Annotated in this window: 9 protein-coding genes; 3 read left to right on the forward strand and 6 right to left on the reverse strand. The window is 59.2% G+C overall.

Annotated features, from left to right (window positions below; translation table 11 throughout):
* Positions 1-5 precede the first annotated feature (5 nt).
* From QZ377_RS04120 to topA, 4 genes are all read right to left on the reverse strand, one after another.
* The gene (locus QZ377_RS04120; protein WP_291439782.1) at positions 6-1,121 is read right to left on the reverse strand and encodes an efflux RND transporter periplasmic adaptor subunit; all 1,116 of its coding nucleotides are present in this window, start codon (positions 1,119-1,121) and stop codon (positions 6-8) included.
* A 225-nt stretch (positions 1,122-1,346) separates the two neighbouring features.
* Positions 1,347-1,985 carry a thioredoxin gene (locus QZ377_RS04125; protein ID WP_291439783.1) on the reverse strand — a complete coding sequence of 213 codons (639 nt, stop codon included), beginning with the start codon at positions 1,983-1,985 and terminating at the stop codon, positions 1,347-1,349.
* 260 nt (positions 1,986-2,245) lie between these two features.
* Complete coding sequence (locus tag QZ377_RS04130; RefSeq protein ID WP_291439785.1) at positions 2,246-3,409, reverse strand: XdhC/CoxI family protein; 1,164 nt, start codon at positions 3,407-3,409, stop codon at positions 2,246-2,248.
* The gene (gene topA, locus QZ377_RS04135) at positions 3,396-5,642 is read right to left on the reverse strand and encodes a type I DNA topoisomerase (protein ID WP_291439788.1); all 2,247 of its coding nucleotides are present in this window, start codon (positions 5,640-5,642) and stop codon (positions 3,396-3,398) included. The genes QZ377_RS04130 and topA overlap by 14 nt, the downstream gene beginning before the upstream one ends.
* Before the next feature lie 311 nt (positions 5,643-5,953).
* On the opposite strand from topA, the gene QZ377_RS04140 reads away from it, so the two are divergent.
* Positions 5,954-6,673 (forward strand): hypothetical protein, encoded by a 720-nt coding sequence (locus QZ377_RS04140; RefSeq protein WP_291439789.1) that lies wholly within the window; start codon positions 5,954-5,956, stop codon positions 6,671-6,673.
* Positions 6,674-7,119: 446 nt separating this feature from the next.
* The gene (gene traT / locus QZ377_RS04145) at positions 7,120-7,776 is read left to right on the forward strand and encodes a complement resistance protein TraT (RefSeq protein WP_291439791.1); all 657 of its coding nucleotides are present in this window, start codon (positions 7,120-7,122) and stop codon (positions 7,774-7,776) included.
* Positions 7,777-8,083: 307 nt separating this feature from the next.
* Here traT and QZ377_RS04150 read toward each other — a convergent pair whose 3' ends face one another.
* Together QZ377_RS04150 and QZ377_RS04155 are read right to left on the reverse strand one after the other, a co-directional pair.
* The gene (locus QZ377_RS04150; RefSeq protein WP_291439793.1) at positions 8,084-10,228 is read right to left on the reverse strand and encodes a methyl-accepting chemotaxis protein; all 2,145 of its coding nucleotides are present in this window, start codon (positions 10,226-10,228) and stop codon (positions 8,084-8,086) included.
* A 318-nt stretch (positions 10,229-10,546) separates the two neighbouring features.
* Complete coding sequence (locus QZ377_RS04155; RefSeq protein ID WP_291439795.1) at positions 10,547-12,304, reverse strand: methyl-accepting chemotaxis protein; 1,758 nt, start codon at positions 12,302-12,304, stop codon at positions 10,547-10,549.
* 889 nt (positions 12,305-13,193) lie between these two features.
* On the opposite strand from QZ377_RS04155, the gene nifJ reads away from it, so the two are divergent.
* A complete protein-coding gene (gene nifJ, locus QZ377_RS04160; protein ID WP_291439797.1) occupies positions 13,194-16,730 on the forward strand; it encodes a pyruvate:ferredoxin (flavodoxin) oxidoreductase in 3,537 nt (1,178 codons plus the stop codon).
* Positions 16,731-16,769 lie beyond the last annotated feature (39 nt).

Below are 16,769 nucleotides of genomic sequence, written 5' to 3' on the forward strand. Positions count from 1 at the left end.
TTTACCTACTTCTTAGCCGCGCCTTCCCGGGGCTGTTCGCCCCCGGAGGGCATTATGCTCACTTGCGTGCCGGGACGGGCCTTGATGATGCCTTCGCTGATAATGCGTTCGCCGCCCTTGAGGCCCTCAAGCACAAGATATCTGTCGCCAACGGACACACCAACGACCACGGGAATGGGATACACCTTGTCGTCCTTGTCCACGCCCATAACCAGCGAACCCTTCTGGGTCAGCAGAACGCACTTTTGTGGAACAAGCACGGCGTTTTTAAGGATATCGCCATTCATATACAGCCGGACGTACTGGCCGGGCATGATACTGCGGTCGGCATTGGCAAAAACCGCACGGGCCTTGATAACACCGGTGCTTGGCTGCACCTGGCTGTCAATAAAGGTCACCTCGCCCTCGCCCTTGTACATGCTGCCGTCAAGCAGCCGCAACTGCGCCTTGTAACGGCCGTCGGCAGGCAGCACCAGGCGGCCATCAGCGGCCAGATTCTGGCGCGTCATGCGCTCGGGAGCGGCAATGGAAAAGTCGATGTACATCGGGTCGGTCTGGTTCACGTAGGTGAGCAGGGAATTGTTGCCCACGAGGTTGCCCGGGGTGTAGTTTTCCTTACTGCTGTAGCCGGAAACCGGGGCCGTCACCTGGCAGTAATCCAGATTGATCTTGGCCTGGCGCATGGATGCCTTGGCGCTTTCATACGCGGCAAGAGCATTGTCGCGCTCTTTCTGCGACACGGCATTTTTTTCATACAGCGGGCGCACCCGCCGCCATTCCCGCTCGGCATTGGTAAACTGGGCCTGAGCCTGCTGCATGAGCGCCTCGTAATGGTCGCGTTCCAACTGGAAAAGCAGTTGGCCCTGCTCCACATAATCGCCTTCTTCATACAGCCGCTTTTCGATAATGGCTTCAACTCGCGCGCGCACTTCAACAGCCCGCGAGCCGGATGCCTGAGCCTGATATTCGGCAGGCCACGGTTCATCGCGGGCTACAACGTCAAAAATTGCCACGGGCAACCGCATGGCCCCCTGCTGGGCTTTTTTGTCACTATCGCAGGCGACCAGCGCAAGGCAAAGTGCCAGGGCAAGAGGAAGAGAGAACAGCTGTCTGCTTGTCATGAACTACTCCATAAGACGCGTGACTCGGCACGCTGAAAAAACCGCCCGGCATACATAATCGGGCGAAGCATCAATGTAAAAAACACAGTTCATTGCAAAAAGCAATCGAGCCGCCCCGCAAGGGAGCCAAAGCAAGACTGCAAAAATATATAATAAAATCAATATGTTACAATACCGTATTGTTTTCTTGCAACATGCTGATTTTATTGGATAAAAATTTATACCCTATTCCTGCCCGCCTGTGCCGGCATGTTCCGCCAATTCGTGCTCATCATGCCACAGGCTGGCATTATAGGCAGCACTGTTCAGAAAGGCATACCACCAGATGCCGTCTTTGAGCAATTCCAGCCGCTTGAATCTGTGCCGTTCATCGCCCATGCGCAATACGGTGATTTCCAACATTTTTTCCGCACCGTTTCCATCCAGAAAGACCAGACGCAGCGCTGCTTTTTGCAGCGCCCGCAATTCTGCTGTAGAAAATGTGCTGATGCCTTTACCGGCAATTTCTGTGGCCTTGAGGAAGCTGGTGGCCTGCTGGGACTCCAGCGGCAAATCCCGGGGAGAACCGTTGAGCAGCAGGTCAACCCGCACGATATTGGCAAGATTGATTTTGCTGCGGTTGATGACCTTTCCTTCGCGCAACACCCTGTAATAGCAGGCTCCGGTATCTTCCGAAGCCCCCATGACCACAGCCGTGCGCACATCCGGATAAAAAACACCCACACTGGCCGTCATGCCCGAAGCAGTGGCGACACTGCTCTTTTCTTCGGCAATGCATTGAAGATGTTGCGCTGTTCTGCGCCTGGCATCCACATAGATGAAGACCAAAAACACAATGAGCGCGGCGACAATGGTAAAATTCATGCAACACGCCTCCGCATACTCACAGTGTCTTGAGCGTCAGGAAATGTCAAGGAAGCGCGCAGAATGCGGCCCTTGATGTAGAAAAACCAGAAAAAAATCGAAGAACGGCCCGTGCAAAGGCAAAATACTGCTGTCCGGCCAGGCCGCCTGACAGCGCGACAAGCAGGAAAAGACATAAACGACGCCCGCATGCCTTGACACGCGGCGCGCCGGATACGGCAAAAAGCCGCTTGCGCTACGGGCAAGGGGGCAAAGAAGATCTATTCCTCAAAGCGCAGCCGTTTCAGCGTTCCCGCCTGTGCGGCCAGCAGTTCGGCAACAATGGATACCGCTATCTGCTGCGGCGTTTCGGCCTCGATGGTCAGGCCGATGGGGCAGCATACGGCGGCCAGCTCGGCGGCGGGAACCCCCTGGCTGCGCAGCAGCGCATAAATCTGGTCGCGCTTGGTCCTGCTGCCGATCATGCCTATATACTGGGCGTGGCTTGTCAGCGCCTGAGCCAGGGTTTCGCGGTCAAAGCCATGCCCGCGCGTGATGATGGCGACATAATGATGGCGGCCGATGCCGCAGGCGCTCACCAGGTTTTCATATTCCGGCAGCACATAGCAACGCCGCGCCATGGGAAAGCGCTGTGGATTGGAAAATTCCGGCCTGTCGTCCGCAACGTCGACAATAAAGCCGCAAGCATGCGCCAGGCGTGCCACCTCAAGCGAAACATGCCCGCCCCCGCAAAGCAGCAGTATTGTGGGGGCGGCCAAAGGCTCCACATAAACGCTGAACTCCCCTTTTTCCACCAGTCCGGCGCGGCCCTTGCGCCGGGCGGCCAGCTCACGCGCTGATGCCGTGTTCAGGCTCGCGCCAGCGGCCAGCGCGCCGCCCTGGGGCAGACTGTCGAGGCAAAGGCTGCGCGAGGGCGCTTCATGGCTCACGTCCACCACCCACACGCCACCCACGCCTTCGTTCAGGGCCAGGGCAGCCAGCCTGAACAGGTCTGCCTGTTCCGGCAGCAGCACTTCACACAGCACTTCCATGCCGCCGCCGCAAATCATGTCGCTGTCAGGAGTAAAACCGCTGAGATCGCAGCTTACCCGAGCCGAACGTCCCATGAACAGGCTCTGGGCCGCGGCCTCCATGGCCCGGGCTTCAAGCAGACCACCGCCCACCGTGCCTTCCGGCCCGGCCTGCGTATACAGGGCGCGGGTTCCGGCATCACGGGGGGCCGAGCCTGTGCGGCTGATAACGGTTACCAGCACCACGCTTTCCCCTTCCCCCAGCAAGCGGGCCACGCGGGCTTCCAGCGTATCGGGCCAGGGGGCGCTCATGCCGCCGCAGCCGGCAGCATCAGCAGAACCGGCGCTCGCGGGGCTGGTCCCTGCCGGGCCGGTGCTGGCGGGGCCGCCGCCAGATTCGTCACTCCTGTTCATGACCTTCCTCCTTCACATAGCCGCAGCCCTTGACCGGGCATATGACCTTCAGGCCGTCCCGGCTTTTCTTTTCCACCAGGTAGGGCGAGTTGCAGCGCGGGCAGGGGCCGGGTACGGGCCTGTCCCACAAGGCGAAATCGCACTGCGGATACTGGTCGCAGGAATAGAATATCTTGCCGCGCTTGGTGCTTTTTTCCACCAACTGCCCTTTTTCGCAACGCGGACAGGGTACGCCCGTGGACAGAGGGGCCGCATGCCTGCATTCGGGATAGCCCGTGCAGGCGATAAAGCTGCTGCCCGTGCGGGCTTTTTTGATGACAAGATCGCGCCCGCACTTGGGGCACTGCCCCACCTTCTCATACTGCGGCTTTTCGGCAGCCACGGCCTCCACCTTGCCCTCCTCGTTACGGGAGAAGTTACTGGTGAAGTTGCAGTCAGGATAGCCGGAACAGGCCAGAAACGCACCGGCCTTGCCGAACTTGATCATGAGCGGCTTGCCGCATTCCGGGCAGGCCAGATCGGCGGGAATGCCGCCCTTGACGCTCTGCATGTTTTTGGCAGCGGCCGTAAGGGTGGGGTTGAAATCATCGGCAAAGGCGCGCAAAAGCTCTACCCAGTGCTCCTTGCCCTCGGCCACCTTGTCCAGCCCCTCTTCCATCTGGGCGGTAAAACCCACGTCCATCAGCCGCGAAAAATGCTCGGTCAGTTGGCCGCAAACCACACGGCCGAGATCTGTAGGCACAAAGTGCCTTTCGGCCAGGCTTACATATTCCCTGTCCTGCAATGTGGAAATAATGGCCGCATATGTGGACGGACGCCCGATGCCGCGTTCTTCAAGCTCGCGCACCAGGCTGGCTTCGCTGTATCGCGGCGGGGGCTGGGTGAACTTTTGTTCCTTGTCCATCTTTTCCAGCTTGAGAGTCTGCCCGACCTCCACAGGCGGCAGATCGGAATCGGCGTCTTCTCCGGCACGGGGCAGGGCCGCCATAAAGCCGGGGAAAAGCAGGCGCTCGCCCTTGGCGCGCCACTGGCTGTGAGCACAGGCAATGGTGACCGTGGTGTCGTGAAAGCGCGCTCCGGCCATCTGCGAAGCCACAAAGCGCGACCAGACAAGCCGGTAAAGATTATACTGGTCAGGGGGCAGGTGCTGCTTGACCTCATCGGGCGTGATGGACACATCCACGGGGCGTATGGCTTCGTGGGCGTCCTGGGCGCTGCCCTTGGTCTTGTACACGCGGGCGCGCTTGGGCAGGTAGTCCTTGCCGAAGTGCTCGCCAATAAATTTCTTGGCCGCGTCCCGGGCCTCGTCGGCAATGCGCGTGGAGTCCGTACGCATATAAGTGATGAGGGCGGTAAGGCCGCGGTCGCCCAGTTCCACGCCTTCATAAAGGCGCTGGGCAATATTCATTGTGCGCTTGGCCGAATAGGAAAGACGCTGGTTGGCCGCCTGCTGCAAGGTGGAGGTGATGAAAGGGGGCTGGGGCGCACGCTCGCGCTCCTTCTGCTCCACATTTTCCACCACAAAGGGCTGCCCCTTGAGGGCGGCCTCAAGGGTCTGTGCCTCTTCGGCATTGCCGATGACGGCCTTTTTACCGTTGACCTTGACCAGATCGGCCTTAAATGGAGGCGGCACTTCGCCCGAAAGCAGTGCCTTGAACAGCCAGTATTCCTCTGGCTTGAAGACCTCGCGCTCTTCCTCGCGCTCCACAATCAGGCGCAGGGCAACGGACTGTACCCGGCCTGCGGATATGCCCCGCTTGATGGTCTTCCACAGCAGGGGTGAAATCTTGTAGCCCACCAGCCTGTCCAGAATACGGCGGGCCTGCTGGGCGTCGAAAAGGTCGGCATCAAGCTCTCGCGGGTGAGCCAATGCTTCCTTGACGGCCTTGGCCGTAATTTCGTTAAACTGGATACGCTTGATATCCTTGGCCTTGTCGCGGATCAGCTCAGCCACATGCCAGGCAATGGCCTCGCCTTCGCGGTCGGGGTCAGGGGCCAGATATACGGTTTCGGCCTTGGATGCGGCCGCGCGCAGGTCGCTGACCACATTTTTTTTATTTTCTATAACTTCATAATGCGGTGCGAAATCGTGCTCTTCGTCCACGCCAAGCGTTTTGGCGGGCAAGTCGCGTACATGGCCCACACTGGCCTGCACCATATATGCCGGTCCCAGAAATTTCTTGATGGTCTTAACCTTGGCCGGTGATTCCACTATTATCAACTGTTTGCCCATGCTGCCCTCAATTGGCTTTCCGGCTGCGCCAAAAATGTCCTGCGCGCCCTTTATGTAACGGCAAGATACGATAAAACCCGAAGGCGTCAAGTGCGGGCCGTCAGGCCGGGGCTGCTGCCCGGAACCGGCAAGAGCAAAAAAATACCCGCCACAACGTATGGCCGCCAGGCAGGCGCAGAAGAAAAATATATTGGATTATTGGGCAGATGACACATCAATTCCACAACCATGACAGCATAACAGGCCCAACTGGACAGGGATGCGTCACTTGCGGTAGTATCATAGTAATTTCCAGTCAAAATGAGGGATATATGCGCATATGTCCAATACCATACCGCCTTGTGGCGGCAATCTGCCTGACCATGCTCTGCCTGCTGGCTGCGGGCTGCTCGTCGCGTCACAATACCGGCCCGGATGCGTCCGGCAACCCGGACTTTCCCCCCGGATCGCCCGCTGACCCGCGCTCCAGCCAGGCCGAAGCCAGGCCCGGACCGCTACCCGCCATCAAGGCAAGCCCAGGGCAAAGCGTTTTTGTGGACGTGAGCGGCGGCAGCCCCACATTCAATGCCGACCTTCAGTCAATGCTTACAGCCTACCTGCAAAGCGAACGGGAACTTGTGCCCGCGGATTCGGCCAAGGGGTCTGACCTGCTGCTGCGCGTTGCAGTGGACGAGGTCGTTCCTCTGGGTTCGCGCAGCACGCCACCCGATGCTGGCAGAGCCCTGGGGCATACCGCTACCGGCGCCATGCTGGGCGCGCTTGTGGGCGGTGCTACCGGCGGCGGACGCGGCGCGGCCTGGGGCGTTGGCGGCGGCCTGTTGCTGGGCCTTGGCGTCAGCATGCTTGATGGCGGCACAAGCAACATCTGGGGCATGCGCGCCCGCGTGGGCGCAGGCCGTAACGGCAAGCAGCCTCAGGAGATGTACACGGTAAGCGTCAGCGCTGAAGGCGCCAACATGGGGCGCGACGATATTCTTCCCGCCCTGGAGGACAAGCTGAGCAGTGAAATAGTCAAGGCCGTAAAGCCCTGACAAGCCCGCCGTCCAGCCAGGATGCCGCAGCGGACATTGCTTTTACTTCAGCTACAGCCCAAAGCCCGCCCGGCTCCCCCTTCTGCCGGACGAAAAGCGACCGCTCCCCCCATATGCTCACGCTGCGCTGTAGCAGAAGTGATGCCTTGCAACCGGGCAAAACATACCGGTCATTCTGGCTATTCTGAAACATTGTCTGCAACACATATACTAAAGAGCGAGGCACCGTTGCCCACAGCCATCTGAAATCCTCCTAAAACATACCACATCCAGAGGATTTACAGCAGACCGCGCCCATGCGTGCAGCAGCCCTGCCGCGCGGAAATATTTTTACAGATTTGTTCACTGGCCCGAAAAATGCAAATGCCGGGAACAGACATGGCGAAAGCCCCACGCTTTCGCATTCAATACCAGCCGCGCCCCTGGCGGCAAGGACCGAGGTTTTTATGACTTTGAAAAAACTGCGTTTTATTGCACTGCTGCTTTGCCTGACCCTTGTGCCGCTTGCGGCCTGCGTGCGTCAGGCCGCTGACCCGGACAAGCTGGAAGTGCTGCGTTCGGGCAAGCTGCAGGAAGCACAAGACGATGATACAATCGCGGACACTGTCTATGTAAGCGTGCGTGACAATACCAACCGTGTTTTCGGTTTGCGCGCGCAAACTGAATCCTGGCTACAGCGCAGCGGGTTCACCATTGTGGGCAATCCCAGTGAAGCCGGATACATTGTGCAGCTTACGGTGCTGTCTGCCGGAAATACAGAACCGGCGCACCTGAGGCAGATGGTTGACGCAGGCTACGACACGCCATCTGCACTCAAAGGCAGTGGCGCCGCCGCGGTCATGGCCGACGTGCTGCTGGTGCAGCGCCGCGTTCCCAGCGCCCAAAGGCCAAGCAGGGCCAAACTCAAGAACATTTCCAGCCGTAATGCCCTTTCCAACAGTCAGATGCGTATAGCCGTGCTGTTGCCCGGGCAGGTGCGTATGGATGCCGGAGCGCCCACCCTGTTTACAGAAGCCCTGGCCCGCGAAATCGGAACCGCCATTCACGCGGCCAATAAAAATGCTGACCAGGGCGCGGCCGACGGAGCCGAAACCCCGCAATAAGGCCTCCTTCGAGGGGTACGCGCGGCTCAAACCCGCGCGCCGAAGAGCGGTCAGGCGTACAGCGTACGGCTGTCACTGCCGGAATGGCGCCCCCCGCGGCCCTACCAGTTGGTATACTTGACGTACGGCCCCGTACCGTGGCCGGGCCAACGGAGCTGCCGCAGCCCCCTGCGCCCGCAAGGCTAAAAGCGCTTTTAGGGCAAAATCAACCGGCCGGACTTTCCTGACGTATACGGGAAAATCCGGCCGGTTTCATTGGTATTGCGGACTACAGGGGCGGCATGGCAGAAGTTGCCTGTTCAGGGCGTCAGCCGCGCTTCATATCATCAATAAGGCTGTCCAGCGCCTGGGCCTGGGCCGCAAGGTCGACAACAGCCTTGGCGGCCTCGGCCATGGCTTCGGCCATCTGCCGTGACATGCTGTTGATCTGCACGATGGTCTGATTGATCTCTTCACTGGCGGCAGACTGCTCCTCACTGGCCGTGGCAATGGCGTTTACCTGGTCCGCCGTGGCTTCCACCGTGCCGACGATTGCGCTCAAGGCCTGGCCGGACTGACCGGCATAATCCGTCGCCTGCTCCACCTGCCGCACGGCCTCATCCATACCGGACATGCTTTTTGCGGTGCTTTCCTGAATGGCCCTGATGGCATTGCCCACATCAGTGGTGGAGGACATGGTTTTTTCCGCCAGTTTGCGCACCTCGTCGGCCACCACGGCGAATCCGCGCCCGGCGTCGCCTGCACGGGCAGCCTCAATGGCCGCATTAAGCGCCAGAAGGTTGGTCTGGTCAGCAATGTCGGAAATGACGCTCATGATCCGGCTGATGTCCTGGGCATGCGTGTTCAGAAGCGCCATATCCTGTCGCAACGCGCCTGAAACCTCATGCACCTGCTGTATGCTCTGCAATGACTGCTCCACTATATGCGCCCCCGCCAGCGCCCTTCTTCTGGTTTCCGCCGAGGCCTCTGAAGCCTGGCTGGCATTGCGGGCCACCTCCTGCACGGTGGAGTTCATCTCGTTCATGGCCGTGGCCGCTTCGGCAAGGCGCTGGGCGGATTCCGCCGCCCCCCGGTCCGACTGCTCGATCTGGGCCGAAAGCTCTGTGGAGGCTGATGAAAGCACCGACACAACCCCTTCAAGCTGCCCCGCCGCAGCCAGCATGCCGTCCCGGCGGGCGCTTTCAGCAGCCCTGCGGGCATCCTCGGCCTCCAGCATGGCTACGCGGGCCTTTTCCGATTCTTCGCGCGCGGCCCCGGTAAGGGCTTCAGCCTTGCTTATACCCTCCAGCAAAGAGGCGATCATTTTTTTCAACGCGGTGCTGAGCGCCTTCATTTCACCGCCGAAGCGGCTGTCTTCAATATTCTGCTCCAGCTTGCCTCCGGCGATGATTCCGGCTGTTTCCGCCAGATAGTTCACCGGGCGCAACGCGCTGCGTATGACAAGGTAGCTTATGCCGAGCAGCACCAGCAGGGTTATGGCCGAGATAATGACGGTAATGCGGCTGATATCCCTGGCTTGCGCCAGCACTTCGTGTTGCGGCACGGTCACGCTGAGGTACCAGTGCTGGCTGCCACCCCTGAAATCAACGGGATGAAAATAACGCAGCAGCACGCCCTGCGCGTCGCTCACGTCTTCCATATACGGCTTGCCGGCGGCAAATGCATCCGTGACCGCCCCTTTTTGCCTGACAATGCCAAGGTCAAAGATGCTTTTGCCGATCAGGCCTTCTTCACGGTGCGCCAGAATAGTTCCCTGCTCGCTGACGAGCGAAGCATAGCCGCTGCCGTACAGGCTGATCGCCGCCACCATCTGTTGCAGTTGGGCAAGAGAAATATCCACCAGCACCACACCAAGCAGGTCATTGCCGCGCAGTATGGGACAGGCCACCGTGGACATGAACACGTCCTGACCATTGACCTTGAAAGGAATGGGATCGGAAACGTAGGTCTGCCGGGTTTTACGGGGGATGACATAGTAAGGCTCGCCGACCTGCCCGCCAAGTTCCACAAGGTCGGCCCCTCTGGAAAGATAGGGCATGAAGCGCCCCTTATCGTCACTGCCCGGCGCGCCCGCATAGAGCATGTCGCGGTTGTCGAACAGGTTGGGCTCCCAGATAATGCCCACCCCGAAAATATCGGGATTGCCCATAAGCATGCCCTTGATCATGGCAATAACGCCCTGTCTGGTGGGCGCTTCGTTTTCGGCCACACTCTGCCCCAGGGCGGCAGCCAGGGCCGACGCCTCGTCAACAGCCATGTTCAGAAACCGGGCCATGGAGTTTCCCTCGGCCCCGCCGAGAGCGACCAGTTCACGACGGGCAACATCTTCAATGGCGGCGCTGCTTCGCGCCTGAATCTGCCAGGTCAGCAGTCCCAGGCACACAACAAGGGCAAGCGCCACGGGAATTACAATCTTGGGTGTCATGCGCAAGGATCGGTACCAGGCGAACATAAAGGCTCCATTGGTTAACGGGCATCATTTTTTTTCAACAGCAAACGCATATACAATGTCAGCGCTCGCAACAATCTTTTCGGTAATTTCTCCGAGTAGCTTTAGCAACCAGACGGGAGATATAAAAAAAGATTCGCAAACGCAATCCGCCAGAAAAACGCGCGGCCTCCGCAGGGGGCGCGATGCGCCCAGTACGGCAAGCATCGTGGCGGCAGCACAATACACACTTGCGGAGCCGCATATGGCAAAACCGCCCTGCCACCGGAAAAGACGTTTTCCGGCGGCAGGGCGGTTACAAAAGCATGCTGTTTTTAAAAATTAGGCTCTGCTTTTGAGCCTGTCGATCAGTTCACGCAGCTCGCCGGCCATCTTGGCCACGGCCCGTACCTGGCTGTCGGCTTCACTCATGGCCGCACGGCTGGATTCAGCGATGTCCTGCACGTTTTTCATGCCCTGGGCCACATGTACCACAGTATCGCTCTGCTGCTGCGCGGCCACGGCCATGCCCGCGGCGCTGTCCACGTTGGCGGCGGCCAGATCCAGAATCTGCGAAAGCGCCGTTCCGGACTGCTGCGCAAGATCATTGGATTCATGCACAGCGTCGCTGGTTTGCCCCATAAAGGACACGCTGGCATGGATGGATTCCTGAATGCCGGTGATTTTGGCACCCACGGCCTGCGTGGCGGTGACCGTTTTTTCTGCCAGCTTTCTCACCTCATCGGCAACCACGGAAAAACCGCGTCCGGCATCGCCTGCGCGGGCCGCCTCAATGGCGGCGTTCAGGGCCAGCAGGTTGGTCTGGTCCGCAATATCGGTAATAACACTCATGATGCCGGTAATGCCCTGGGCCATTTCGCCCAGCTCGGCAACCTGCCCGTTCTGCTTGGCCGCAAGATCGTTGACCCGGCTGATGGCCTGGGCGCAGCGGGTCACCACATCCACGCCGCTTCCGGCATGCTCCTTGGAGCTGCGCGCGCCGTGGGCCGAATGTTCCGCGCTGGCGGCAATTTCACCGGCGGCGGAGGCGAGCTGCTCCAGGTCATCAAGGCTGCTGCGCATGAGATTATGCTGGTCTTCGCTGCCCCGGTAGACCGTTTCCACGCGCTGGGCCAGGGTGGCGGAGTGGTCGGCAAGGTCTGCGGCAATAACATCGGCCTGCGTGGCGATGGCGTTCATATCGCTCAGCAGGCTGGCAATGCGCGCTTCTTTTTCCTCTGCATCCTTCAGGGCATTGCGGGTGTGCTCAGCACTGGCCTGCGCTTCTTCGGATTTTTTCTCGTTTTCGGCCAGCTTGAGCTTGAGGTTGTCCAGCAAGGCGCCCAAGGCACGCGACAGCGCGCCGATTTCATCCTGACGCCGCAAGCGCAGGTCCACATCCAGATTTCCCGCCACCACTTCGGCCGATTTGTCCACAAGGCCGCGCAACGGATTGCGGATGGACCGCGTAATGGCTACGCCGGAAACAAGCATGCCCGCCAGCACTGCCAGCAGCAGGGCGATAACCACATATTCCTCACGGGCCATGATCTGCCTGTAGCTTTCCCTGTCAGCTTCGGCGGCATGCAGCACCATTTTGCGCAACTGCCCGAGGGTTTCCACAACCGCCGACGATTTGGCCAGCGTAACGGCATTAAAATGCGCTCTGGCTCCCTGCAGGTCACCGGCCTGCACAAGCCGCTCAATATCCGAAGCGCTGCGGTGCAGGTCCAGGTGATCGGCTTCCATACTTTTAAAATAGCTGGACGTGCCGGGCAAAATGGCTTCCACCTCTTCACGCCCGCCGTTATAAAACCACTGCCCGAAAAGGCATTTGTGACCGTCTTTCTGCACGTCAAGCTTGCCATCCGCGGGCGGCATGGCGACAAAACTGCTGACCCGCTCCTTCCAGTGCAGGTGATCGGCCTCGCGCATGGCAAAAACCAGGGCGTTGCTCTGTTTTTGCAAAGCGCTGTCCGCCATGGTCATGACCAGATTGGTCGCATACCAGGCAACCACGGCAAAACAGATGATGCCTGCCAGGCTGATGCCGAAGCCAAAACACAGTTTCTTTCCGATGGAAAGATTTTTCCAGAACATGATTCCTCCTGGAAACATTAGCTATCTATAAATTACAGATAATATATCATATTTTACATTGCCGAAATTTGGGCGACAAAATCCTGCTACCGTAAATCCGGCACGCCAACACGAGCATGGCGCGCATAAAGCGCGCTGCCCTTTCGCCTGTCCGCAGCATTGCTGTGCAGGCGCATCAGTTACTATTTGTAAAATGACCCCTACGGGGAGGGCTGCCTGTTGTCAAGCGGCAAAGGCCCCATAATGGGTATTGATTACACCCTGATTTTGCCGCGCGGCGGTTCCCGCATGGTTCATAACCATTCGGAATAAATATGGTCATCCAGATATTTTTACCTTCTCTCCGGCAATTGTCGTAAAAAGGCACTCACAGGGGCTGCAATAAATAAAGATATGCGTTATAGTTCGTACCGCAAAGCGGATGGGCACGATCCGCCGATGCGTTCTGCATGTGGGAACAGCAAAAAAAGCGGCGGGATTACTGTCGCCTTTTCCACATTTTTTCGGCGTAAAAAATGCATCTGCCCCCTAAAATACGTGATGTACCGGGAATATCTGATAAAATATTCCCATCGACCTGCCCGAAAAAATTTTGCAGCCAGGCCTTATTTAACTGTTCAAACAACCAGTTTTATGGTAAGGATTCTCTGCAACGAAAAATCGCGGTTTCAGATGCCGCCCAGGAGCCTCCACAGCAGTATTCTTTTATGGACGCCCATGACCTGATGCGGTATTTTTAATCCAAACGCTTTCTTCAGCGTAAACCTTATGTTCCCTGAACACGTCGCGCCCGCACCGCTTTTTTCGTGCGGGACCTACCCCGGCCGGACCGGCCATGCAGAAATTTGGAAATACTATTTGTGCGCCCCAGGGCGCCAAGGAGGAACAGATGGCTCACATGAAAACCATGGACGGCAATAACGCGACGACGCATATTGCCTACGCTCTGTCGGAAACGGCGGCCATTTACCCCATTACGCCCTCGTCCGTCATGGGCGAGGTGATGGACCAGATGGCTGCCAAGGGCATGAAGAACCTGCTCGGCCAGAAAGTGATCGTGCGTGAAATGCAGTCCGAGGCCGGTGCCGCCGGCGCTGTGCACGGCATGCTTTCCGCCGGCGCCCTGACCTCTACCTACACGGCTTCCCAGGGCCTGCTTCTGATGATCCCCAACATGTACAAAATCGCCGGCGAACTGCTCCCCGGCGTTTTTCACGTGTCTGCCCGCGCCCTGGCCTCTCACGCCCTGTCCATTTTTGGTGACCATCAGGACGTCATGGCCGCCCGTCAGACGGGCTTCTGTTTCCTCGCCTCGGCCTCTGTGCAGGAATGTATGGACCTGGCCCTGGTGGCTCACCTTTCGGCCATCGACTCCAGCCTGCCTTTCTGCCACTTTTTCGACGGTTTCCGCACCTCGCATGAAGTGCAAAAAATCGAAACCATCGACTACGAAGACATCCGCGGCCTGGTGAACTGGGACAAGGTGGACGAATTCCGCGCCACCGCAATGAATCCCGAACATCCGCACATTCGCGGCACCGCCCAGAACCCCGACATTTACTTCCAGAACCGCGAAGCCTCCAACCTCTTCTACGACGCCGTACCCGGCATCGTGCTTGAAAACATGAAGAAGGTTGAGTCCATCACCGGCCGCAAATACCGCCTGTTCGACTATGTGGGCCACCCCGAAGCCGACCGCGTTGTTATTTCCATAGGTTCTTCCTGTGAAGTGGCCGAAGAAACGGTCAACTACCTGAACAGCCAGGGCCAGCGCGTGGGTCTTGTGAAAGTGCGCCTGTACCGTCCGTTCTCCGCCGAGCACCTGCTGCGCGCCCTGCCCGCCACCACCACCTGCATCACCGTGCTTGACCGCACCAAGGAAAGTGGCTCCCTGGGCGATCCCCTGTATCAGGACGTGTGCACCGCCTTCCTTGAAAAGGGCGAAGCTCCCACCATTGTGGCCGGTCGCTACGGCCTCGGCTCCAAGGACTTCACCCCGGGCATGGCCAAGGCCGTGTACGACAACATGCTGGGCCTCCAGCCCAAAAACCACTTCACCGTGGGCATCACCGACGACGTGACCAATCTTTCCCTTGAAGTGGAAGAAGAAATCGACACCGTGCCCGCCGGCACCGTGCAGTGCAAGTTCTTCGGCCTCGGCGCCGACGGCACCGTGGGCGCCAACAAGCAGGCCATCAAGATCATCGGCGACAACACCGATCTCTACGCCCAGGCCTACTTTGCCTATGACTCCAAAAAGTCCGGCGGCTTCACCGTGTCGCACCTGCGCTTCGGCAAGGCCCCCATCACTTCGTCCTACCTCATCACCAGCGCCGACTACGTCGCCTGTCACAAGTCGGCCTATGTGACCCAGTACGACATTCTTGAAGGCATCAAGGAAGGCGGCACCTTTGTGCTGAACTCCAACTGGTCGCTGGCCGACCTTGAAAAGCACCTGCCTGCCTCCATGAAGCGCACCATCGCCCGCAAGAAGCTCAAGTTCTACAACGTGGACGCCGTGAAGGTGGCCCAGGACGTGGGCCTTGGCGGCCGCATCAACATGATCATGCAGACGGCCTTCTTCAAGCTGGCCAACGTGCTTGATTTTGACAAGGCCGTGGCCCTGCTCAAGGAATCCATCAAGAAAACCTACGGCAGCAAGGGCGACAAGATCGTCAACATGAACATCGCCGCCGTGGACAAGGGCATGGATGCCCTTGAAGAAATCAAATACCCCGCCACCTGGGCCAATGCCACCGAAGGCGCTGAAGTGTGCCACTGCGACGACGATGATTACATCCGCAGCGTGGTGCGTCCCATCCTGGCCCAGCAGGGCGACAAACTGCCCGTGTCCGCAATGGATCCGGCCGGCTTCATGCCGCTCGGCACTGCCGCCTGCGAAAAGCGCGGCGTGGCCATTGCCATTCCCGAATGGCAGGTGGAAAACTGCATTCAGTGCTGCCAGTGCTCCTTCGTCTGCCCCCACGCCGCCATCCGGCCCGTGCTGGCGACCGAAGAAGAGCTTGAAGGCGCACCGGCCGCCTTTGCCACCAAGGACGCCATGGGCAAAGAGCTCAAGGGCCTCAAGTTCCGCATTCAGGTCTACCCTGAAGACTGCCTGGGCTGCGGCTCCTGCGCTGATGTATGCCCGGCCAAGAACAAGGCTCTGATCATGAAGCCCCTTGAAACCCAGATGGACGACCAGAAGGCCAACCTTGCCTTTGCCGAAGCCCATGTGAGCCTCAAGGACAAGCTGCTGGCCCGCGACACCGTGAAGGGTTCGCAGTTGCAGCAGCCCCTGCACGAGTTCTCCGGCGCCTGCGCCGGTTGCGGCGAAACCCCCTACGTCAAGGTGCTCACCCAGCTCTTTGGCGAACGCATGATCGTGGCCAACGCCACGGGCTGCTCCTCCATCTGGGGTGCTTCTTCGCCCACCACGCCTTACTGCACCAACAAGGACGGCTTCGGTCCGGCCTGGGGCAACTCCCTGTTTGAAGACGCCGCCGAATACGGCTGCGGCATGGGCCTTGCCTACGATCAGCGCCGCAACCTGCTGGCCATGAAGATTGAAGAAGCCCTGAAAGAAGAAGGCATCTCTTCCGAACTCAAGGAAGCCATGGAAGGCTGGCTCGCCAACAAGGACGACGCCGAAGGCTCCCGCAAGTACGGCGACATGGTGCTTGCCAACCTTGATTCCTTTGAAAGCCCGCTGGCTCATGAAATCTGGCACATGGACGACCTCTTCACCAAGAAGAGCGTGTGGATCTTCGGCGGCGACGGCTGGGGCTACGACATCGGTTACGGCGGCCTGGACCACGTGCTGGCCACCGGCGACGACATCAACATCCTGCTGATGGATACCGAAGTGTACTCCAACACCGGCGGCCAGTCCTCCAAGGCCACGCCCCTTGGCGCTGTGGCCCAGTTTGCGGCTGCGGGCAAGCGCACCGGCAAAAAAGACCTCGGTCGCATGGCCATGACCTACGGCTATGTGTACGTGGCCTCCATCGCTATGGGCGCCGACAAGCAGCAGACCCTCAAGGCCTTCCGCGAAGCTGAAGCCTACAAGGGTCCCTCGCTCATCATCGCTTACGCTCCCTGCATCAACCAGGGCCTGCGCAAGGGCATGGGCAAGAGCCAGGAAGAATCCAAGCTGGCCGTGCAGACCGGCTACTGGCCCCTGTACCGCTACCATCCCGAACTGGCCAAGGAAAAGAAAAACCCCTTCCAGCTCGACTGCAAGGCGCCCACTGTGGACATCCAGGAATTCCTGGGCGGCGAAACCCGCTTTGCCTCGCTGGAAAAAACCGATCCCGAAGCTTCCAAGGAGCTGCGCGCGGAACTGGCTGACGCCTACGCCGAACGCTACGCCATGCTGAAGCAGTTGGCCGACCTCCCCTACCCGGACGCCAGCGAAACCAAGTAGGGAACTGACGAATGAATACCGCGCCCGCCACCAGGCAAG

This window comes from Desulfovibrio sp. (assembly GCF_019424165.1).
Taxonomy (GTDB): domain Bacteria; phylum Desulfobacterota; class Desulfovibrionia; order Desulfovibrionales; family Desulfovibrionaceae; genus Desulfovibrio.

What these genes read in the sequence shown, in the direction of transcription:
- QZ377_RS04155 (WP_291439795.1), bottom strand. Translation starts at nt 12,304, where the DNA reads ATGTTCTGGAAAAATCTTTCCATCGGAAAGAAACTGTGTTTTGGCTTC.
- topA (WP_291439788.1), bottom strand. Translation starts at nt 5,642, where the DNA reads ATGGGCAAACAGTTGATAATAGTGGAATCACCGGCCAAGGTTAAGACC.
- traT (WP_291439791.1), top strand. Translation starts at nt 7,120, where the DNA reads ATGACTTTGAAAAAACTGCGTTTTATTGCACTGCTGCTTTGCCTGACC.
- QZ377_RS04125 (WP_291439783.1), bottom strand. Translation starts at nt 1,985, where the DNA reads ATGAATTTTACCATTGTCGCCGCGCTCATTGTGTTTTTGGTCTTCATC.
- QZ377_RS04140 (WP_291439789.1), top strand. Translation starts at nt 5,954, where the DNA reads ATGCGCATATGTCCAATACCATACCGCCTTGTGGCGGCAATCTGCCTG.
- QZ377_RS04120 (WP_291439782.1), bottom strand. Translation starts at nt 1,121, where the DNA reads ATGACAAGCAGACAGCTGTTCTCTCTTCCTCTTGCCCTGGCACTTTGC.
- nifJ (WP_291439797.1), top strand. Translation starts at nt 13,194, where the DNA reads ATGGCTCACATGAAAACCATGGACGGCAATAACGCGACGACGCATATT.
- QZ377_RS04150 (WP_291439793.1), bottom strand. Translation starts at nt 10,228, where the DNA reads ATGTTCGCCTGGTACCGATCCTTGCGCATGACACCCAAGATTGTAATT.
- QZ377_RS04130 (WP_291439785.1), bottom strand. Translation starts at nt 3,409, where the DNA reads ATGAACAGGAGTGACGAATCTGGCGGCGGCCCCGCCAGCACCGGCCCG.